We start from the raw sequence: 21,156 nt of genomic DNA, 5'->3' as shown, positions 1-21,156 counted from the left end.
TCAGAAGAAACTTTGTTCGATGATGATGATGTCGCCGGGATTGAGCTGCCGTTGCAGGCTCACCTCTTCCAGCAACTGATCGCAGCCATTGAGGCGCAGGCTGATATCCCGTCTGGCGGCGCGATCGGTGAAACCACCCGCCAGCGCGACGGCCTTCTCCACCGTCAGGCCGGGCTGGTATTCGTAGCCCCCCGGGTGAGCCACCTCGCCAGCAACAAACACCTGGCGGAAAGTGGTCACGTTGACCGTCACCATGGGATCGAGCAGCACGCCGTGCTTGAGCCCTCTGGTCAGCAGCTCGGCCACCTCAGCGGTGGTATGGCCCATCAGCAACACCTGACCCAGATAGGGGTAATTGACGTGGCCACTGGTATCGACCTTGAACTTCATCGACAGATCCGGCTCGCCATACACCCGGATTTCGACCTCGTCCCCCGGCGCCAGCCGGTAGGCGGAATCGTTGCCTTGCGGGCTCTGGCCAGCCCAGACCGACAGGCTGAACAACCAGCCAAGCAGAAGCACCATCACGCTTTTGTTCATGTTAAATGGCTACCTTGAGTGAAAGAGAAAGCTGTTGTTTGTCGTAACCGAGGGCACGGCCATAGCAATTGCCGCCGATGTCGATGGGCTGCCCGGCAAAGCTGGAGCCGGAGTCGGCCTGCTGGTAGTGGAGCCCCAGATTGACGGAGGGACGAATGTCGTAGCTGATGCCCATGCCCCAGCGATGGATGTCGTCCTGACGGTGGCGGTTGTCGTTACCACAGACCACCGACTGGTGATAATCATCCCGGATATCGTGATAAGAGAGCGTGGTCGCCACTCCGGGTGACCAGTGGTGCTGCCACTCGGCGCCATATAGCTGGCTGCTGACATAGCCGCCGTCACCACCCGGATCACGAATGGTCCGGCTGGAGAGCAGCGCGAGCTTGCTGTAATCGAGCGGTTGCCACTCCAGACGTAGATCCCAGTTCAGCCCTTTGAAACTCTCTGCCTGCGGATCGTTGACGAAACGCTTGTAGATCCCGCCGATATTGGCATCGATCCGGGTCTTGCCGGTCAGCTGGCTCATCACCCCGGTGATGAGGAAAAATTCGTCGGAATCCTTGCGCGGATTGGCCGGATAGCGTCGCAGATTGGTCTGCAGGGTGTAACGAAAACGGCTGACATGGCTCACCTGATCGAACAGCTCGACAATGGCGGTGTTCTCCTGCCACTCCTGCTCGGCCATATAGCGTTCAAAGTCATGCTGGTAGAGGTGCTTGTCGAGATAGCCCAGATCCTTGTGGGAGAGCGCCAGCTCCAGCTTGCCTCTGGCATCGGGTGCACCGTAACTGTAGCGGCCACCCACTTCGCTGCGTTTGAAGCGCAACGGCTCATTTATCTGAAATCTGCCGAATGTGGCATCACCACAGAGCGCACGACCTTTCTTATCAGCGTCGCTGGGACAAGGAGAGGCATCTCCCTGCAACATAAAGCCTTCGGTCAGCCCCTCGCCACGCGCCTCATGGCCCAGCCGATACTGGTACATCAGTTTGAAGGCGTTGCGCAGGGAGAAGCGCCAGCTGCCGTCAAACTGGAACTGGTGATCGGCATAGTCATCCGCATGGCTGCTGCCATAGCGACGATAATCACCCAGATAGCTGAACTGATAGCGATCCAGGCCGCGTTTGCCCACCATGCGAAATTCCGGGGTGATTCCGATGAAATCGGAGCCAATCGCCTGACCACTGTCACGCAGCCACAGCAGGTTGCTGTCGTGACCATAACGACTCTCCATCTCGGTCTGGACCTCCAGACCCAGCGGCCCCTGATGGGATACGGGAGTGACCTCGGCACGGACTGAAAGAGAGGGGGAGAGCAGCAGTCCGACGCAAACGAGGCTAGTAAGCGGATGCACCGACAAACCCCTTGAATACAGTCAGGAAAATGACTTTGAAATCCAGTCCGAGCGACCAGTACTGGATGTACTTGAGATCGAACTTGACCCGCATCTCCATCTTGTCGAGGGTGTCGGTTTCACCACGAAATCCATTTATCTGGGCCAGCCCGGTAATCCCCGGTTTGACCTTGTGGCGCAGCATGTACCGCTCCACCAGTGAGCGGTACTGCTCGTTGTGCGCCACGGCATGGGGACGTGGCCCCACGATCGACATGGTGCCCTGAATCACATTGAAAAACTGCGGCAGCTCATCCAGCGAGGTGCGACGCAAAAACGCACCGAATGGCGTCACTCTGGGATCGCCTCTGGTTGCCTGAGTCACCACGGCATCATTCTCCATGACGCGCATGGAGCGGAATTTCCAGACCTGGATCCGTTTCCCCCCCAGGCCGTAGCGATCCTGCTTGAAGAGCACGGGTCCAGGGGAAGAGAGACGCACCCCGAGAGCCACCAGCGCCATAACCGGAGAGATGAGCAGCAGGATGAGTGAACCCAGCACCAGATCTTCAATGCGTTTGAGCAGGGCGGCGCCACCTTCAAACGGGGAATCGAAAAAGCTGAAGGTATAGATATCGCCCACCCGATCGATGTGGGATACGGTCAGGCCGTACTCATAGAAATCGGGAACCAGATAGGTATTAACCGTGGTGTCGGAGAGTTCGTAGAGGTAGTGATTGATACGCTCCCGGGCGGTCAGAGGCAGCGCCAGATAGATTTCGTCGACCAGCCCTTTGCGTGCCAGCTCGAGCAGCTCGTCGACATCACCCAACAGAGGACTGCGAGTCGGGTAACCGAAGCGCTCTTCGCTACGGGCATCGAAAAATCCGAGCATCTGAATATCGTGACGCGGGCTCTCCCACAGGGATTTTTCCAGCGCCAGTCCGGCCGGAGTTACGCCAATGATGGCCACACGCCGACAGCAGGAGGCATCGCTGAACCAGAGGGTCACCAGTCGGTACAACACCCGATAGCCGGTGGAAATGAGGCAGGCCATGGCAAGCCAGAGCACCGCCAGCTCCAGCGGGAAGGGGTGGTAGGGTTTAAAGATGGGAACCAGATAGACCAGCAGGTAGAGCAGGGTAGCAGTTACCAACCAGGAGAAGATGAGGCGCAGCAGAGACTGCGCCAGATGTTTACGAACCCGGCTGCAATAGAGCCCGGTATTCTGGGAGACCAGAAAGAAGACCACCATGCCCAGCGTGACCAGGGACATCTCGTCCAACCCATGAAACAAGCCAAAGTGCCGTGCGAGCAGCACCATTGAGACTGAAATTCCCACCAGATCGACAAAGCGGGAAAACAGACGGTGGCTCGCGTCTGCGAGCTTGATGATTCGCTTGTTCATGGGTCGCCTTCATACTGATATCACTTATCAGTTTTCTTGACCGGACGAGCCCAGTTCTTGATGTGACGCTGGGGTACCCGGGTAATCACGAGTTCATTTTCACCCACGTCCTTGGTAATAGTAGAGCCGGCCCCCAGGGTGGCCCCCTTGCCGATGCGAACAGGCGCTACCAGTTGGGTATCAGAACCGACGAACACATCGTCCTCGATGATGGTCTGGAATTTGTTGACCCCGTCGTAGTTGCAGGTGATGGTACCGGCACCGATATTCACCCCGGCTCCGATCTCGGCATCACCCAGATAGGTCAGATGACCGCACTTGGAACCAACCCCCAGACGGGCCTTCTTCATCTCGACGAAGTTGCCAACGTGCGCATCCTGCTCCAGAACCGCCCCCGGACGCAAGCGGGTAAACGGACCCACTGAGCACTGATCTGCCACCTGTGCACCCTCGATAACCGAGTAGGGTTTCACCTCGGTGTGATCGCCAATGACACAATCTTTCAGTACGCAACCGGCTCCGATACGAACGTGATTGCCGAGAGTCACCTTGCCCTCAATGATGACGTTTGCATCAATAACAACCTCTTCACCAATTTCCAAAACCCCACGCAAATCAAAGCGTGCGGGGTCGATCATGGTTGCACCTGCAATCATCAGTTTCTCGGCCTGCATCTGCTGATAGCTGCGCTCAAGATGAGCCAATTGCACCCGATTGTTGGCCCCTTCCACCTCGGCGGCACGCTCCGGATGAACGGCGGCAATCGGGCAATTATCGCCGTGAGCCATGGCGATCACATCGGTCAGATAGAACTCGCCCTGGGCGTTTTTGTTGTCGAGACGAGACAACCATTGACGCAACTGGCCCCCATTGGCCACCAGCACGCCGGTGTTCACCTCACGAATGGCCAGCTGTTCGGCATTGGCATCCTTCTGCTCGACGATACCGACTACCTGACCATTTTCACGGACGATGCGGCCATAGCCGGTGGGGTTGTCCAGCACCACGGTCAGCAGTGCCATCCCGTTTTCAGCCTTGGCGGCGAGCAAGCGCTGCAGGGTCTCGGGCTGGATCAGCGGGGTATCGCCGTAGAGCACCAGCACATCGTCTTCATCCTTCCAGAACGGGATGGCCTGGGCGACGGCATGACCAGTTCCCAGCTGCTGAGCTTGCAGCACCCAGTTCACATCAGCCGCCACGATCCGCTCTTTCAGCAGCTCGGCACCGTGGCCATAGACCAGATGCAGCTGCTCGGCACCGACCTGACGAGCGGTATCGATCACATGGGAAACCATGGGTTTGTTGGCTACCGGGTGCAGTACCTTGGGCAGGGAAGAGCGCATACGGGTACCTTTACCCGCAGCCAGGATCACGACGTTGAGGGACATAAATTGGCCTTTGGAACATGAAAAATACTCGGCGGAGTCTATCCAACGGGTAAAAAAAAAGCGACCCGAAGGTCGCTTTTTACATCACCGTTATTAGCGGTAATTCTTTTTGACGATATCGATGACTCGCAGTTGAGCCATCGCCTTGGCCAGCTCTGTGGCGGCCTGGGCGTAGTCGATATCACCATGGGAGCTGTGGATCCGCTCTTCGGCTGCGCGCTTGGCTTCCTGGGCTTTCGCCTCATCCAAGTCGTCAGCACGAATCGCGGTGTCCGCCAGCACGGTCACGGATTCAGGTTGTACTTCCAGCATACCGCCGGAGATGTACAGCACCTCTTCAGTTCCATTCTGCTTCACCAAGCGGACCAGGCCCGGCTTGATGGCAGTCAGCAACGGAGCATGACCGTGGCGGAGACCCAACTCACCTTCGGAGCCTGATACCTGAGCGGATTGCACGCGACCGGAAAACAGTTTTCCTTCGGCGCTCACCACGTCCAGGTGAAAGGAGATCATCTCTGCCATGGGCCCTCCTGTCGAGGCTTACAGTTTCTTGGATTTCTCGACGACTTCGTCGATACCGCCAACCATGTAGAACGCCTGCTCGGGCAGATCGTCATACTCGCCTTTCAGGATGCCCTGGAAACCACGGATGGTCTCTTTCAGCGGCACGTATTTACCCGGAGAACCGGTAAACACTTCTGCAACGAAGAACGGCTGGGACAGGAAACGCTCGATCTTACGGGCACGGGCTACGGTCAGTTTGTCTTCTTCTGACAGTTCATCCATACCCAGGATGGCGATGATGTCCTTCAGCTCTTTGTAGCGCTGCAGTACGGTCTGAACGCCACGAGCGGTCTCGTAGTGCTCTTTGCCAACCACCAGCGGATCCAGCTGACGAGAGGTAGAGTCCAGCGGGTCAACGGCCGGGTAGATACCCAGTGCCGCGATTTGACGGGACAGTACGACGGTCGCATCCAGGTGGGCGAAGGTGGTCGCCGGAGACGGGTCAGTCAAGTCATCCGCAGGAACGTAAACGGCCTGTACGGAGGTGATGGAACCGGTCTTGGTGGAGGTGATACGTTCTTGCAGAACACCCATCTCCTCGGCCAGGGTCGGCTGGTAACCTACTGCGGAAGGCATACGGCCCAGCAGTGCGGATACTTCGGTACCGGCCAGGGTGTAACGGTAGATGTTGTCCACGAAGAACAGCACGTCACGACCTTCGTCACGGAACTTCTCGGCCATGGTCAGGCCGGTCAGCGCAACGCGCAGACGGTTTCCGGGCGGCTCGTTCATCTGACCGTAAACCAGAGATACTTTGTCCAGTACGTTGGACTCCATCATCTCGTGGTAGAAGTCGTTACCCTCACGGGTACGCTCACCTACACCGGCGAACACGGAGTAACCGCTGTGCTCGATCGCGATGTTACGGATCAGCTCCATCATGTTTACGGTTTTGCCTACACCGGCACCACCGAATAGACCAACCTTACCACCCTTGGCGAACGGACATACCAGGTCGATAACCTTGATGCCGGTCTCCAGCAGCTCGGTGCTGTTGGACTGATCTTCGTAGCTGGGGGCTTCACGGTGGATTGACCAGCTCTCTTCTTCACCGATCGGGCCTTTCTCGTCGATTGGCTCGCCCAGTACGTTCATGATCCGACCCAGTGTCGCAGTACCGACCGGAACCTGGATGGATTTACCGCTATTCATTACTTCCAACCCACGACGCAGACCGTCGGAGGAACCCATGGTGATGCAACGAACGACGCCGCCACCGATCTGTTGCTGAACTTCCAGCACCAGACCCTGGCCTTGACCTTCGCTAACGACCTTCAGTGCATCGTACACCTGGGGCACGGCATTCTGCGGGAACTCGATGTCCACTACAGCGCCGATGATTTGGACGATGAAACCGTTACTCATGTCAAATCCTCTAAACCTTTGATAACCCTTGCCTTACACCGCAGCAGCACCGGATACGATCTCTGTCAGCTCCTGGGTAATACTGGCCTGACGGGCCTTGTTGTATACCAGTTGCAGATCGTTAATCAGGTTACCGGCGTTGTCAGTCGCGGCTTGCATGGCAACCATTCGGGCTGCCTGTTCACTGGCCAAGTTTTCCACTACACCCTGGTAGACCTGAGATTCGACATAGCGAACCAGCAGGGTATCCAGCAGCTTCTTGGGATCCGGCTCATAGAGGTAATCCCAGTGGTGTTTCTTGGCCAGCTTGCTGTCTTCAGTTACGGGCAAAGGCAGCAGTTGATCGACCCGTGGTTGCTGCACCATGGTGTTGACGAACTTGTTGTACACCAGATACAGCTTGTCAATCTCACCGTTGTCGTAAGCCTTCAGCATGACCTTGACTGAACCAATCAGGTCATTGACGCTCGGGTTATCGCCCAGTCCTGCGACGTGAGCTTTCACCTTGGCGCCGTGCCGTTCAAAGAAGTTGGAGGCTTTGTTGCCGATCAGAGCCAGGTCAACCTTGGCACCTTTCGCGCTCCATTGCTTCATATCATTGAGGGCAGCCTTGAACAGGTTGATGTTCAGACCACCACACAGGCCACGGTCGGTGGAGACGACGATGTAACCCACTCGCTTGACCTCACGTTCGATGAGGTAGGGGTGTTTGTATTCCAGGTTCCCCTGAGCGATATGGCCGATCACCTTGCGCATGGTTTCAGCGTACGGACGGCTGGCAGACATGCGATCCTGCGCACGGCGCATCTTGCTTGCTGCCACCATTTCCATAGCGCTGGTGATCTTTTGAGTGTTTTTAACACTCCCGATCTTGTTACGTATCTCTTTTGCGCCGGCCATCTCTTCTCTCCATCAGGTGGCAGCTTGCGCTGCCACACTCGCTTACCAGGTCTGGGTTGCCTTGAAGTCATCCAGCAACGCAGTCAGCTTGCCAACGATCGCGTCGTTGTAGTCAGCCTTGGCATTGATTTCAGCCATCAGCTCAGCATGCTGGGTATCGGCGAAAGAGAGCAGAGCGGCTTCGAAGTCGAGGATCTTGCTCAACTCGACATCAGAGAGATAGCCTTTTTCCGCGGCGAACAGCACCAGAGACTGGTGAGCCACGCTCATCGGAGAGTACTGCTTCTGTTTCATCAGCTCGGTCACTTTCTGACCGTGGTCCAGCTGCTTGCGAGTTGCATCGTCCAGGTCGGAAGAGAACTGGGCAAAGGCAGCAAGTTCGCGATACTGGGCCAGCGCGGTACGGATACCACCAGACAGCTTCTTGACGATCTTGGTCTGGGCGGCACCACCCACACGGGATACGGAGATACCCGGATCAACCGCAGGACGAATACCGGCGTTGAAAGACTGGGAAGTCAGGAAGATCTGACCATCGGTGATGGAGATCACGTTGGTCGGAACGAACGCGGATACGTCGCCCGCCTGGGTTTCGATGATCGGCAGCGCGGTCAGAGAACCGGTTTTGCCCTTCACTTCACCCTTGGTGAACTTCTCTACGTACTCGTCGTTGACGCGAGCTGCACGCTCCAGCAGACGGGAGTGCAGATAGAATACGTCGCCCGGGAATGCTTCACGTCCTGGCGGACGGCGCAGCAGCAGGGAGATCTGACGATATGCAACGGCCTGCTTGGACAGGTCATCATAAATGATCAGGGCATCTTCACCGCGGTCACGGAAGTACTCACCCATGGAGCAACCTGAATACGGAGCCAGGTATTGCAGGGCAGCCGCTTCGGAAGCAGAGGCAACCACTACTATGGTGTTGGCCAGGGCGCCGTGCTCTTCCAGCTTGCGCACCACGTTGGCGATGGTGGAGGCCTTCTGGCCAATCGCAACGTAGACACACTTAATGCCGGAGTCTTTCTGGTTGATGATGGTGTCGATCGCAATGGCAGTTTTACCTACCTGGCGGTCACCGATGATCAGCTCACGCTGGCCACGACCGATAGGGATCATGGAGTCGATGGCTTTCAGACCGGTCTGGACAGGCTGGTCAACAGACTTACGCTCGATAACGCCCGGGGCAATCACTTCTACCGGAGAGAAGCCATCGTGCTCGACCGGACCTTTACCGTCGATAGGCTGACCCAGGGTGTTGACCACCCGGCCCAGCAGACCACGACCGACCGGCACTTCCAGAATGCGGCCAGTACCTTTTACTTTCATCCCTTCGGCCAGATCGGCATAGGGACCCATAACTACGGCACCAACGGAGTCACGCTCCAGGTTCAATGCCAGAGCGTAGCGGTTGCCCGGCAGCTCGATCATCTCACCCTGCATGGCATCGGCCAGGCCGTGGATACGAATGATACCGTCACTCACGGAGACGATGGTACCTTCGTTACGCGCTTCGCTCTTTACATCAAACTGCGCAATGCGCTGCTTGATCAGCTCGGCGATTTCAGTGGAATTCAGTTGCATGCTCTAATACCCCAATCAAGATTGCAGCGCGTCAGCCATGCGATCCAGCTTGCCGCGGACAGTTCCGTCGATAACCAGATCACCGGCCTTGATGAGCACCCCGGCCATCAAGGACGCGTCGATGCTGCAATTCAGCTTCACTTTGCGCGCGAGACGTTGTTCCAGAGAAGCCTGAATATTGGCTTTCTGCTGGTCGGTCAGTGCAATCGCCGAAATCACGTCAGCCTGAACTTCTTTGTCCAGTTCAGACTTGAACACCACAAATTCGGCAACGACCGCCGGCAGCACACCCAAGCGACCATTCTCTGCCATTACCCGGATCAGGTTCTGGCCATGCTCGTCGAGTTGCTCCCCGCAGATGCTGACAAACAGTTTTGCCAGCTCGTCGGCAGCCACAGAGCCGTTAACCAGGGAGTGGATGGTCTCGTTCTTCACTACTTCCGCAGCGAAGCTGAGCATCCCCAGCCACTGATCAACCGCCTTGTGCTCAACGGCAAACTCGAAAGCAGCCTTGGCGTAGGGGCGAGCGATTGTAGTCAGTTCAGACATAGCCCCGTTCCCGTTACAGTTCAGCTACCAGTTTGTCGACGATGTCGCTGTTGGCAGCCTGGTCGATTTGGCGCGCCAGGATCTTCTCTGCACCCGCAATGGCAAGAGCAGCAACCTGCTTGCGCAGTTCCTCTTTGGCACGATGACGTTCAGCTTCAATCTCGGCACGGCCTTGAGCCAGGATTTTTTCCCGCTCAGCCTGAGCACCGACAGTTGCCTCATCAATGATCTGGGCCTTGCGTTTGTTGGCCTGTTCAATGATTTCAGCAGCCTGCAGCTTGGCTTCTTTCAGCTGATCGACGGCGTTGGCCTTGGCCAAATCCAGATCTTTCTTGGCTCGTTCGGCAGAAGAGAGACCGTCAGCAATAGCTTTCTGACGGGCTTCGATGGCAGCCATCAGCGGCGGCCATACATACTTCATGCAAAACACAACGAAGAAGAAAAAAGCAATTGCTTGGCCGAGGAGGGTGGCGTTGATATTCACAGCCGATGTCCTCTTTAGTTAGTTAATGGGTTATGCCTGGAGATGTCGTAACGACTTAGCCAGCAACCGCAAACATCACATACAGACCCAGACCAACGGCGATCATCGGGATCGCATCCACCAGACCCATTACGATGAAGAACTGGGTACGCAGAACAGGGATCAGATCAGGTTGACGAGCAGCACCTTCCAGGAACTTGCCACCCAGAATACCGATACCGATGGAAGCGCCGATAGCAGCCAGACCCATCATCATTGCAGCAGCGATGTACAGCAGGTCCATGTTCAAGTTTTCCATGAGGATCTCCATTTATTTAGATGTAATTGATTGTATAAAAAGGATTATTTGAGTCGCATCAACCATGGTCTTCCTGTGCCATCGACAGATAGACGATGGTCAGAACCATGAAGATGAATGCCTGCAAAGTGATGATCAAGATGTGGAAAATTGCCCAAGGCACGGACAGGATCCACTGTGACCACCAGGGTAGCAAACCCGCAATCAGGATAAAGATCAGTTCGCCAGCATACATGTTGCCGAACAGTCGAAGACCCAGAGAGACCGGTTTGGATACCAGCGTAACAGTTTCCAGGATGAGGTTAACCGGGATGGCCGCCGGGTGGTTGAAAGGCTGAAGCGTCAGCTCCTTCACAAACCCGCCGATACCCTTGACCTTGATGCTGTAATACAGGATCAAGAAGAACACGCCCAAAGCCATGGACATGGTGATGTTAACGTCAGCAGAGGGAACCACACGCAGATAGGGAATACCCATCAATTGTGCAGCGTGAGGGATAAAGTCAACGGGGATCAGATCCATCAGGTTCATCAGGAAGATCCAGACAAACACAGTCAACCCCAAAGGTGCGATGACCTTGTTGCGACCATGAAAGATGTCTTTGACGTTACCATTCACAAACTCGACCAGCATCTCCACAAAGCACTGCAGCTTACCCGGCACCCCGCTGGTAGCGTTAACGGCTACTTTGCGGAACAGCAGGATAAACAGGGCGCCTAGCACGACGGAGAATACCATTGAGTCGATATTCACCGTCCAGAACCCGGACCCGACTTGAAGGTGGGTCAGGTGGTGGGAGATATATCCCTGAGGAGTCAGGACTTCTCCGGTTGCAGACATGAGTTTTCCTAATAGTGGTTGTTAAGCGTGAATGAGACTATCCACTGTACAACGAGGGCGAGGATATAAGTGGCAAAAAACGAGACGGTAACGACCTCGACTTTCGCACCAAACAACAGAGCAAACAGACCTGCTGTCGAAACGAGCTTAATCCCAGCCCCACCATAAAAGTCCCGCAAAACCAGGCCCACACTCTCGGTTGTCACCTTGCGGCGCAGCACCCAGACAGTAAACAAGGCTTGAGGAACCCAGTACATCCCCCCTCCGTAAAGGGCGGAATAACCGGCGCTGGCACTAATCTGATAAAACCAGACAGCACTCATCGCCAGGATCAGGATGAGCTGACAAACGAGCATAACCCAGGCTAGCGTAAAACCTTCCAAGGCTATTTTCTGCTTCACCAACCTACCCCTGAACATTACAGAACTGTAAAAAATCGGGATCCGAAGACCCCATGTTAACAGCTCTTAAAGCCGGTCAAATTATACCCTTGAGGGCCGCTATTGCAATATGACAAAAATCCTTAATTTTTGCGGCTTTCCGCGGCAAATCAAGGTTATGGCCATATCAAAAGGAATGGATGTTTTATTACTACAAAAAGCGTAAGAATCACGATTCTGACACGCCAAAATAGCCCAATATACGGTCCAAATCGGATAAATTCTCGTAACTTATTACTAACTTTCCGCTATCCCGCTTGCCAGGCTGAAGTTGCACCTGATTGCCTATTTTTTCTGCCAACTGGCGCTCCAGATAGCCGATCTGAGGATCTCGAGCCGGTTCGACCCTGGCTTTTGCCGGTTCAAGCGCTTTTTGCACCAGCTTCTCGGTATCGCGTACAGTCAGCCCTTTCTGGGCAACCAGCTTGGCCAGTTCGGACTGAGCCTGACCGCTCAGGGCCAGCAGGGCTCGGGCATGACCCATGTCGAGGTCGCCATGCTCGACGAAACGCTTCACGTCGTCGTTGAGCTGGTTGAGACGCAGCAGGTTGGTCACCGTGGTGCGGGACTTGCCCACCGCCTCGGCCACCTGCTGGTGGGTGAGTTCGAATTCGGTCAGTAGTCTTTGTAAAGCGACCGCCTCTTCGATGGCATTGAGGTCTTCCCGCTGGATGTTCTCAATCAGCGCGATGGCAACGGCAGCCTCGTCGGGTACATCCTTGACGATGCAGGGCACCACCTCGAGCCGCGCCAGCTGGGACGCGCGCCAGCGCCGTTCACCGGCGATGATTTCGAAGGATTGTTCGCCGAGAGGGCGTACCACGATGGGCTGGATCACCCCCTGGGCGCGGATGGAGTTGGCAAGCTCTTCCAGTGCATCCTGGGACATATCCTTGCGGGGCTGGTACTTGCCGGACTGCAACCACTCCACCGGCAGCTTGCGCAGCTCGCCCTGATTGGTGGGGGCCATGGCCTCTTCAGTACGTTGATCGCTCATCACCTGTTTCTGGCGGGCAGCCGTGCTGGTACTGAGCAGGGCATCCAGCCCCTTGCCCAGTCCACGTTTTTTCGGAGTCATATGCTCTCTCGGTCTGCGATGGTCGCCTGACGTTCCTGCTCCTGGCGGCGCAGGATCTCGCCAGCCAGTGCCAGGTAGGCCTTGGCGCCCACCGATGATTTGTCATAGTGCATGGCCGGGGCACCGAAACTCGGGGCCTCAGCCAGTCTAACGTTGCGGGGAATGATGGTGCGGTAGACTTTGTCGCCAAAGTGCTGTTTTAGCTGATCGGACACATCATTGGCCAGCCGGTTGCGATGATCGAACATGGTGCGCAGCACCCCTTCGATCTTGAGCTCCGGATTGACCACTGCGGCCAGCTTGCTGATGGTGTCGACCAGGGCGGTGAGCCCCTCCAGCGCGTAATATTCGCACTGCATGGGCACCAGCACGGAGTCGGCGGCGGCCATGGCGTTCACGGTCAGCATGTTGAGAGAGGGCGGGCAGTCGATGAAGACGTAGTCGTATTTGTCCCGCACCGAGGCCAACGCATTGCGCAGGCGGATTTCGCGGGCGAAAAATTCCATCAGACGGATTTCAGCCGCGGTCACGTCGGCGTTGGCGGCAATCAGGTGATAGCCCCCGGTGGTTTCGGGGATGATCACTTCGCTGATGGGGGCATCCTCGATCAGCAGCTCATAGGCGGTGCGCTCGACATCATACTTGTCGACACCACTGCCCATGGTGGCATTGCCCTGCGGATCCAGATCGATCACCAGCACCTTACGCCGGGTGGCAGCCATGGAGGCGGCCAGATTCACACAGGTTGTGGTTTTACCCACTCCACCCTTCTGGTTGGCTATGGCGATGACTTTTCCCACACGATCCCCTAAATGAAACTGCGACCCTATTCGGGCTGGATATGTTTGAATTCCAGCAGATGACGTTCGCCTTCCAGCTCCGGCACCCGCAACTCATGACAGGCTACCAGACGGATATTGGCAGGCAACTGGGCCAGCTCCTGCTCGGGATATTGTCCCTTGAGTGCCAGGAAGCAGCCCTGTTCTGACGGCAGGTGGTGACACCAGCTCAGCATGTCCTCCAGCGAGGCAAATGCCCGACTCAGTACACCATCAAATCCCACCTCGGGTTGATACTCTTCAACCCGGGATTTGACCGGCGTCACATTGGTCAGACCCAGCTCCTGGATTACCTGACGGATGAAGTTGATCCGCTTGCCCAGACTGTCGAGCAGGACGAACTGCTTGTCCGGATTGATGATCGCCAGCGGCAATCCCGGCAGGCCGGGACCTGTCCCCACGTCGATGAAGCGCTCACCGTGCAAGTGGGGGCTTACCACCAGGCTATCGAGGATATGCTTGACCAGCATGGCGTCCGGATCTCGCACCGAGGTGAGATTGTAAGCCTTGTTCCACTTGTGCAGCAACTCGACCAACTGCACCAGTTGGCTCTTTTGGGTATCGGTGATAACAATTCCGGCCTGCATGAGCAGGCCGTTCAATCTTTCCAGCATATTTTCCAACGGTAAGAATCCTCAGGCGGTTTTACGCAGCAGGCCGTGTTTTTTCAGGTGAACCAGCAGGATGGAGATGGCCGCCGGGGTGATGCCGGAGATGCGGGAAGCCTGACCAATGGTCTGCGGTTTGGCATCGTTCAGCTTGGCTTTCACCTCGTTGGAGAGGCCGTTCACCTCGCGATAGTCCAGATCCAGCGGCAGCAAGGTGTTCTCGTTGCGCAGCTGCTTTTCCACTTCATCGTGCTGACGCTCGATGTAACCGGCGTACTTGATCTGGATCTCAACCTGTTCGGCCGCGGCAGGATCAGTCACGGAAGGGCCGACACCTTCGATGGCCATCAGCGCATCATAGGTTACCTCGGGGCGACGCAGCAGCTCTTCCAGACTCTGTTCGCGGGTCAGCGGGGTGTTGACCAGGGCGTTAACCGCTTCCAGTGACGGATGTTGCGGGTGGATCCAGGTTGAACGCATACGCTGACGCTCCAGCTCGACCTGTTCCATCTTGGCGTTGAATTTGCCCCAGCGCTCGTCATCCACCAGACCCAGCTCGCGACCGATGGCGGTCAGGCGGATATCGGCGTTGTCTTCCCGCAGCAGCAGGCGATATTCGGCGCGGCTGGTGAACATGCGGTAAGGCTCGCGGGTCCCCAGGGTGGAGAGATCATCCATCATCACACCCATGTAGGCCTGATCCCGACGAGGATTCCAGGGATCCTTGTCCTGGGCACGCAGGGCCGCGTTCAGGCCGGCCATCAGGCCTTGTGCCGCCGCCTCTTCGTAGCCGGTCGTGCCGTTGATCTGGCCGGCGAAGAACAGGTTTGGAATGCACTTGCTCTCCATGTTGGCCTTGAGATCCCGCGGATCGAAGAAATCATATTCGATGGCATAGCCGGGGCGGGTGATGTGGGCGTTCTCGAAGCCGCGCACAGAACGGACGATCTGCACCTGCACGTCAAACGGCAGGCTGGTAGAGATCCCGTTCGGATAGAGTTCGTGGGTGGTCAGGCCTTCCGGCTCGACGAAGATCTGGTGCGCTGTCTTGTCGGCGAAACGGGTGATCTTGTCTTCGATCGACGGGCAGTAGCGCGGGCCGATCCCTTCGATCACCCCGGCGTACATGGGGCTGCGATCCAGGTTATTGCGGATCACCTCGTGGGTACGCTCGTTGGTGTGGGTGACGTAGCAGGGCACCTGACGGGGATGCTGGCTGGCATTGCCGATAAACGAGAAGACGGGGCGCGGATCGTCGCCATGCTGTTCCTGCATGACGGAGAAATCGACACTGCGGGCATCGATGCGCGGCGGGGTGCCCGTCTTGAGGCGATCGATGCGCAGCGGCAGTTCGCGCAGGCGCTGGGCCAAGGCGATCGAGGGAGGATCCCCGGCACGGCCGCCCTTGTAGTTTTCCATTCCGATGTGGATCAAACCGTTCAGGAAGGTACCGACCGTCAGCACCACTGTCTTGCCACTGATGCGGATCCCGCTCTGGGTGACCACACCGGCAACACGATCCCCGTCCATAATCAGATCGTCACAGGCTTGCTGGAAGATCTTCAGGTTCGGGTAGTTCTCCAGCATCTGGCGAACGACGGCCTTGTAGAGCAGGCGATCCGCCTGGGCACGAGTAGCTCGCACCGCCGGGCCCTTGGAGGAGTTGAGGGTGCGGAACTGGATCCCGCCAAGATCGATTGCACGCGCCATGATCCCGCCGAGTGCGTCAACTTCCTTGACCAGGTGTCCCTTGCCGATCCCGCCGATCGCCGGATTACAGGACATGTGTCCCAGCGTATCGATATTGTGGGTCAGCAACAGGGTGTTCATGCCCATACGGGCTGCCGCTGTTGCTGCTTCGGTTCCGGCATGACCGCCACCGACGACGATCACATCAAATTGTTCATGGTATTGCATTGGGATCACCTTGATCTGCACGCCTGAAGATCTTTATTTGCCTGGGCTAAAGGGCGGAACATTCTATCTGTTTCGCGTCCTGAGGGGAACGTCTACTTAACGTTCAGTATGAAGGGAGGATCCACTAATTAGATCTTAAGGATCTTTAGATCGATCTTTTACTGGATCTCTTATTAGGATCCGCCCTTTCTGTTGATAAGCACTTTTTGATCATAAAGATCATTAATTTAAAGACGATCCTAGCTTGTGGAAAAGCTTGGATCCTGGCCCGGTGAACGAGGGGATAACCAGGACTTTTATACACAGAGGTCTGTCGGTCTGGATCTAATACATGGATAACTATAGGTTTTGCAGAGCTTTACACCGTAGTTATGCACATTACCCCTGGGCGTTGTGGGTAACATTGTAGAACAACTCCCCCGGATCAATCTGTTAATAACATGGTGGATAGTCGATCTGGGGATAAGTGGGGAGATCAAGCTTTTTTTCAGGATCTCCCGCACTCTGATCAGGCGATCAGCGTCATCCAGTCGCGGATCCACACTTCTGCGGCATCTTCGGGGATCTCGTGTTGGGTCACATCGATGTCGAGTCGCTCGCCGATCCGGCTGGCTCCGCACTCGGCCAGCAGCCGATCCAGCGTCTTGCCGCCCTGGCAAAAGGTGTCATAACTGCTGTCACCAAGGGCGATCACGCCATATTTCAATGAATTAAGATCCGGATGCTGCTCGGCAAGATCCTTGGCGAAGGGTTGCAGGTTGTCGGGCACATCCCCGGCACCATGGGTGGAAGTGACCACCAGCAGGATGGATCCCGCATCATCCAGCACCTCTGCCAGCTTGGCCGGGTTGTGGATCCGGGTCTGGTGGCCAGCCTGTTCCAGCAGGTTGGCGACGTGGTCTGCGACATATTCGGCGGCGCCCAGCATGGAGCCGACGACGAGATTGAGTTTGGCCATGGAATGGATCCTGATTTCAGACAAAGAAACGGAAAGCCGGATTCTACCGCCAAAGGGTGTGGATAAATATGGATAAAGCTTGGGGATAATGGATCCAGTCAGATAATGCCACCGGATCCATCCTGCCGATCTTTTTTCTGCTTCTTGATATTCCTCTCCATTTTCTTCTCCGCTCATAGCTCTCCTGATGGCTCCCATCTCCCGCGAAATCCTGCCAACGATGCAGCTAGATAACAATGTAGATGCAAATGATTAGCAATTATTGAATCGATTCGATCACGGCTCCTGTAGTAGGATTGCGCTGCTTTATTCGCCCATGGAACAGGGTGATGTCGTGACAAACGACCACAAATAACAATTAAAACAACATAACTCATTGATAAACGAGACTTTAATATGATTGCGCAAAAATACACTACAGGACCCGGCAAGAAGGGCGCCTTCGGCGTGCTTTCGCTCTCCGGTTTGCTCGTCTCCCTGCCGCTGATGGCTGAACAAACCACCGCTGAGCTGCCCAAAGCCAGCGAAACCATGGTGGTGACAGGTACGGCCATGAAGGTGGAAGTGCCGATGGCCGAGACCCCTCGCGCCGTCTCCGTGGTTAATCGCGAGGAACTGGATCAGCACGCCGTGTTGCAGCTGGATGAAGCGATTCGCTACCGTTCCGGCGTATTGACCGGCCTCTATGGCTCAGACAACAACACCGACTGGTTCAAGGTGCGTGGCTTCGATGCCGCCTCTTATCTGGATGGCAACCGGTTGTTTGGCACCGGCTACTACGTCTGGACGCCGGAACCGTTCGGTCTGGAGAGTGTGGAAGTGCTGAAGGGGCCAGCCTCGATCCTTTACGGTGAGGCGCCTCCGGGCGGGGTGATCAATGTCATCAGCAAGCGGCCGACCGCCACGTCGCAAGGGCAGGTGGATCTGCAGCTTGGCAGCCGGGATCATCGTCAGGTCGGGGTGGACGTCTCTGACGCGCTCTCCGACGACAGCCGCTACCGCATGGTTGCTCTTTATAAAGAGCGTGATGGTGTGCTTACCGGTACTTACAACGATCGGGTTTATCTGGCGCCCAGCGTCACCTTCGATCTTTCGGATCGTACCAGCCTGACCCTGCTGGCCAGTTTCCTGCATGACGAAGGGGTCCCGACCAACGGCTTCTTCCCTGTCTATGGCACTCTGAATTCGTCAGGTGGCCAGATTGATCCCTCCACCAACCTGAGCCAGCCGGATTACGATCGCAACCGCAATACCCAGATCTCCACCGGTTATGAGTTGGCCCACCAGCTCAACCAGACCTGGGAGTTCAAGCAGAACGTCCGCTTCAACTACAACGATCTGCTGCTGCGCCAGACCTATATCTTCCCGACCTATGAAGGCACAACCGCCAGTCGTGGCCTGGTTTACCGCGATGGCAATACCAAGAGTGCCACTATGGATAACCAGATGGTGGGCTACTGGAACACCGACAGCACCGAGCAGACCTTGTTGCTGGGGGTTGATCTGCAGCGTCATGTCAATGAAGGGGTCGAGGCCGACAACTACGGTATGGGCACCATCAATACCATGAACCCGGATTACAGCGGCTTCCCTGGTTTTGATGAGTCGACCGCCACTCACCAGAAGAGCAGCAAGGGCCAGAGCGGTCTCTATGCCCAGCACCAGATCCGCTGGGACGATCGCTGGTTGCTGACTGCCGGTGGCCGTTTTGACTATGTGGAGACCCACAATACCAATACCAGCAAGGACGAGCGCCAGTACGATCACGAGCTATCCCTCTCGGGCAGCCTGATGTATCTGGCCGACAACGGCCTCTCTCCCTACTTTGCCTATGCCGAGTCGTTCGAGGTGCTGCCGGGGATCGATCCCAACACCAAGAGTTCCTACAAGCCGCTCAAGGGCAAGCTCTACGAGACCGGCGTGAAGTATGCGCCTGCCTTCCTCGACGGTTACATCAATCTGGCGTTGTTCGATCTGGCCCAGAGCAACTCGCTGGTCTCTACCGGTTCCGGCCAGCAGACCCAGGCGGGTGAAGTGACCTCTCAGGGGATTGAGCTGGAAGGGAGCGTGCAGGTGACCGATGCGCTGCGTCTGACCGCTGCTTATACCTACACAGATGCCAAAACCAACGATACCGGCAGTGGCGATCGCCGTGCCAGCCTGATCCCGCGCCACCAGGCCTCCTTCTGGGGTAACTACAAGGTGCAGCAAGGGGTTGCTTCGGGTCTGGAGCTGGGTACCGGTGTGCGTTATATCGGTTCCAGCGTGGGTATTGGTGCCGTGAATGCGGACTACACCCCCATCTACGGCTCTGCCGAGGTGCCGGCCCATTCCGTCTGGGATGCGATGATCGGGTATGACTTTGCCAAGAACTGGCGTGCCCAGCTCAACGTCAACAACCTGCTGGGTGAAACCTACGTGGCCAGTTGTGACTACTACTGCTACTACGGCGAGCCGCGCAGCGTAGTGGGCAGCATCAACTACCGCTGGTAATCGAAGTCGGGCGGGACCCAGACTCCCGCCCTTCTTTTCATCACCCGCAGTTGTTCTGATCTCTCTGGAATACCGGTCCGTTATGGAACTCTTGTCTCTGGTTTATCGCCAATATCGTTGGCCCTTTATCGCCATCACCCTGCTCAGTCTGCTCAGTGCCGTCAGCGGGATTGGCGTCATTGCTTTTATCAATCAGTCTCTAATCGAATCTATAGGTGATCCGCTGCCGATCCTCGGTCAGCTGGTCGGCCTGATTGTGTTGCTGCTGGTGATCACACTCGGATCTCAGCTGGCCCTGACCACTCTCGGTCACCATTTTGTCTACCGGTTGCGCGGCCGTCTGCTCAAGCAACTGCTGGATACCGATGTCGCCCGCATCCGCCAGATTGGTCAGGGGCCACTGCTGGCCTCCCTCTCCAGCGATATCGGCCAGATCACCATCGCCTTCGTGCGCCTGCCTGAGCTTGTGCAGGGGCTGGTGCTCACGCTGGGTTCTGCCCTCTATCTTGGCTGGCTCTCTCCGGCCCTGCTCGGGGTGACCGCGCTCTGGGTCACCGTCACCATGGTGGTGGGCTGGTTGCTGGTGAACCGTGTTTATCGCCATCTCTCCCACATGCGTCAGGCCGAAGATCGGCTCTATCAGAACTATCAGGCCATCATCGCGGGCAGCAAGGAGCTGGCGCTCAACCGCGAGCGGGCTCACTTCGTTTACCACCAGCTCTATGAGCAAAATGCCCGTGACTACCGCCAGCAGATCATTCGCGCCGACACCTATCACCTGAGCGCGGTGAACTGGTCGAATATTATGATGCTGGGGGCGATCGGTCTGGTCTTCTTTCTGGCCAACGGCCTTGGCTGGGCCAACACCAATGTGGCAGCCACCTTCGCGCTGACCTTGCTGTTCCTGCGCACCCCGCTGTTGCAGGGGATTGGCGCCCTGCCGACCCTGCTTGCCGCTCAGGTGGCGTTCGACAAGATCGCCGCCCTCAATCTGGCCGAGCCGGATGCGGACTTCCCGCTGCCGCCCGCCATCCGCCCCTGGCAGCGTATCGAGTTGGAGCAGGTGAGCTTTCACTATCAGGGGGAGGGCGGTTTTGCCGTTGGCCCCATCGATCTGGTCATCGAAAAGGGGGAGCAGATCTTCATCATCGGTGGCAATGGCTCCGGCAAGTCGACGCTGGCCATGCTGCTGACCGGCCTTTACCAGCCGGTATCGGGCCGGATCCTGCTGGATGGTGAGCCGATCACCGATCGCAACGGCTATCTGGCGCTCTTCTCCGCCATCTTCACCGACTATCACCTGTTCCAGCACCTGCTGGGGCCGGAACCCAAGGATGAGCTGGTGGCCGAGTGGCTGGAGCGGTTGCAGATGGGCAGCAAGCTCACCATCGAGGATGGCTTTATCGCCGATATAGAGCTCTCCCAAGGGCAGCGCAAGCGGGTCGCTCTGCTGCTGGCGCTGGCCGAGCAGCGCGAGGTGATGCTGTTTGACGAGTGGGCCGCGGATCAGGATCCCCAGTTCCGCCGCATCTTCTATCAGCTGCTGTTGCCGCGCCTCAAGGAGAT

20 protein-coding genes are annotated in these 21,156 nt (G+C 56.8%); 2 read left to right on the top strand and 18 right to left on the bottom strand.

The genetic code is table 11. The annotated features are described in order from the left end of the window. The 18 genes from G5253_RS16955 to mioC form a co-directional block, all read right to left on the bottom strand. Positions 1 to 540, bottom strand: a complete 540-nt coding sequence (locus tag G5253_RS16955; protein WP_266135142.1) for a polysaccharide biosynthesis/export family protein — start codon at positions 538 to 540, stop codon at positions 1 to 3. Between the two features lies 1 nt (position 541). Beyond that, a complete protein-coding gene (locus tag G5253_RS16950; RefSeq protein ID WP_266135143.1) occupies positions 542 to 1,897 on the bottom strand; it encodes an outer membrane beta-barrel protein in 1,356 nt (451 codons plus the stop codon). Continuing rightward, the gene (locus G5253_RS16945) at positions 1,881 to 3,284 is read right to left on the bottom strand and encodes an undecaprenyl-phosphate glucose phosphotransferase (protein WP_266135144.1); all 1,404 of its coding nucleotides are present in this window, start codon (positions 3,282 to 3,284) and stop codon (positions 1,881 to 1,883) included. Before G5253_RS16945 ends, G5253_RS16950 begins: the two co-directional genes overlap by 17 nt. A 20-nt stretch (positions 3,285 to 3,304) precedes the next feature. Beyond that, positions 3,305 to 4,672 carry a bifunctional UDP-N-acetylglucosamine diphosphorylase/glucosamine-1-phosphate N-acetyltransferase GlmU gene (glmU, locus tag G5253_RS16940; RefSeq protein WP_266135145.1) on the bottom strand — a complete coding sequence of 456 codons (1,368 nt, stop codon included), beginning with the start codon at positions 4,670 to 4,672 and terminating at the stop codon, positions 3,305 to 3,307. A gap of 93 nt (positions 4,673 to 4,765) precedes the next feature. Next, positions 4,766 to 5,194 (bottom strand): F0F1 ATP synthase subunit epsilon, encoded by a 429-nt coding sequence (locus G5253_RS16935; protein ID WP_005339345.1) that lies wholly within the window; start codon positions 5,192 to 5,194, stop codon positions 4,766 to 4,768. 18 nt (positions 5,195 to 5,212) lie between these two features. Beyond that, positions 5,213 to 6,601 (bottom strand): F0F1 ATP synthase subunit beta, encoded by a 1,389-nt coding sequence (gene atpD / locus G5253_RS16930; RefSeq protein WP_026455856.1) that lies wholly within the window; start codon positions 6,599 to 6,601, stop codon positions 5,213 to 5,215. A 33-nt stretch (positions 6,602 to 6,634) separates the two neighbouring features. Further along, on the bottom strand, positions 6,635 to 7,501 hold the full coding sequence (gene atpG, locus G5253_RS16925; protein WP_041210471.1) for a F0F1 ATP synthase subunit gamma: 867 nt from the start codon (positions 7,499 to 7,501) through the stop codon (positions 6,635 to 6,637). Positions 7,502 to 7,543: 42 nt separating this feature from the next. Further along, positions 7,544 to 9,085 (bottom strand): F0F1 ATP synthase subunit alpha, encoded by a 1,542-nt coding sequence (gene atpA / locus G5253_RS16920; RefSeq protein ID WP_216952485.1) that lies wholly within the window; start codon positions 9,083 to 9,085, stop codon positions 7,544 to 7,546. A 15-nt stretch (positions 9,086 to 9,100) separates the two neighbouring features. Next, complete coding sequence (atpH, locus tag G5253_RS16915; RefSeq protein ID WP_204480539.1) at positions 9,101 to 9,634, bottom strand: F0F1 ATP synthase subunit delta; 534 nt, start codon at positions 9,632 to 9,634, stop codon at positions 9,101 to 9,103. Positions 9,635 to 9,647: 13 nt separating this feature from the next. Continuing rightward, positions 9,648 to 10,118: a F0F1 ATP synthase subunit B gene (gene atpF / locus G5253_RS16910; protein WP_204480536.1), complete on the bottom strand. Its 471-nt coding sequence runs from the start codon at positions 10,116 to 10,118 to the stop codon at positions 9,648 to 9,650. A gap of 55 nt (positions 10,119 to 10,173) precedes the next feature. Beyond that, the gene (gene atpE, locus G5253_RS16905) at positions 10,174 to 10,416 is read right to left on the bottom strand and encodes a F0F1 ATP synthase subunit C (protein WP_005307205.1); all 243 of its coding nucleotides are present in this window, start codon (positions 10,414 to 10,416) and stop codon (positions 10,174 to 10,176) included. Between the two features lie 58 nt (positions 10,417 to 10,474). Beyond that, positions 10,475 to 11,257, bottom strand: a complete 783-nt coding sequence (atpB, locus tag G5253_RS16900) for a F0F1 ATP synthase subunit A (protein WP_216952488.1) — start codon at positions 11,255 to 11,257, stop codon at positions 10,475 to 10,477. Between the two features lie 8 nt (positions 11,258 to 11,265). Continuing rightward, positions 11,266 to 11,676, bottom strand: coding sequence for an ATP synthase subunit I (locus G5253_RS16895; protein ID WP_216952492.1), 411 nt, complete (start codon positions 11,674 to 11,676; stop codon positions 11,266 to 11,268). Between the two features lie 190 nt (positions 11,677 to 11,866). Next, a complete protein-coding gene (locus G5253_RS16890; RefSeq protein WP_005342343.1) occupies positions 11,867 to 12,775 on the bottom strand; it encodes a ParB/RepB/Spo0J family partition protein in 909 nt (302 codons plus the stop codon). Next, complete coding sequence (locus tag G5253_RS16885) at positions 12,772 to 13,575, bottom strand: ParA family protein (RefSeq protein WP_005357226.1); 804 nt, start codon at positions 13,573 to 13,575, stop codon at positions 12,772 to 12,774. Before G5253_RS16885 ends, G5253_RS16890 begins: the two co-directional genes overlap by 4 nt. 26 nt (positions 13,576 to 13,601) lie before the next feature. Next, positions 13,602 to 14,228 carry a 16S rRNA (guanine(527)-N(7))-methyltransferase RsmG gene (gene rsmG, locus G5253_RS16880; RefSeq protein WP_041202839.1) on the bottom strand — a complete coding sequence of 209 codons (627 nt, stop codon included), beginning with the start codon at positions 14,226 to 14,228 and terminating at the stop codon, positions 13,602 to 13,604. 21 nt (positions 14,229 to 14,249) lie between these two features. After that, entirely contained in the window at positions 14,250 to 16,139 is a 1,890-nt protein-coding gene (gene mnmG, locus G5253_RS16875) for a tRNA uridine-5-carboxymethylaminomethyl(34) synthesis enzyme MnmG (protein WP_421203797.1), read from the bottom strand. Positions 16,140 to 16,647: 508 nt separating this feature from the next. After that, positions 16,648 to 17,097, bottom strand: coding sequence for an FMN-binding protein MioC (gene mioC / locus G5253_RS16870; RefSeq protein WP_270905864.1), 450 nt, complete (start codon positions 17,095 to 17,097; stop codon positions 16,648 to 16,650). Between the two features lie 396 nt (positions 17,098 to 17,493). Here mioC and G5253_RS16865 point away from each other — a divergent pair, with 396 nt between their 5' ends. After that, positions 17,494 to 19,590 (top strand): TonB-dependent siderophore receptor, encoded by a 2,097-nt coding sequence (locus G5253_RS16865; RefSeq protein ID WP_421203795.1) that lies wholly within the window; start codon positions 17,494 to 17,496, stop codon positions 19,588 to 19,590. 82 nt (positions 19,591 to 19,672) lie between these two features. Beyond that, the coding region (locus tag G5253_RS16860; RefSeq protein ID WP_421203793.1) for a multidrug ABC transporter permease/ATP-binding protein at positions 19,673 to 21,156 on the top strand (1,484 nt) is incomplete at its 3' end.

It is taken from the genome of Aeromonas sp. 602658 (genome assembly GCF_049173005.1).
GTDB classification, from domain to species: Bacteria; Pseudomonadota; Gammaproteobacteria; order Enterobacterales; family Aeromonadaceae; genus Aeromonas; species Aeromonas veronii_A.
Note: the sequence above shows the minus strand (reverse complement) of the source record. Positions and strands in the feature narration are given on the sequence as shown.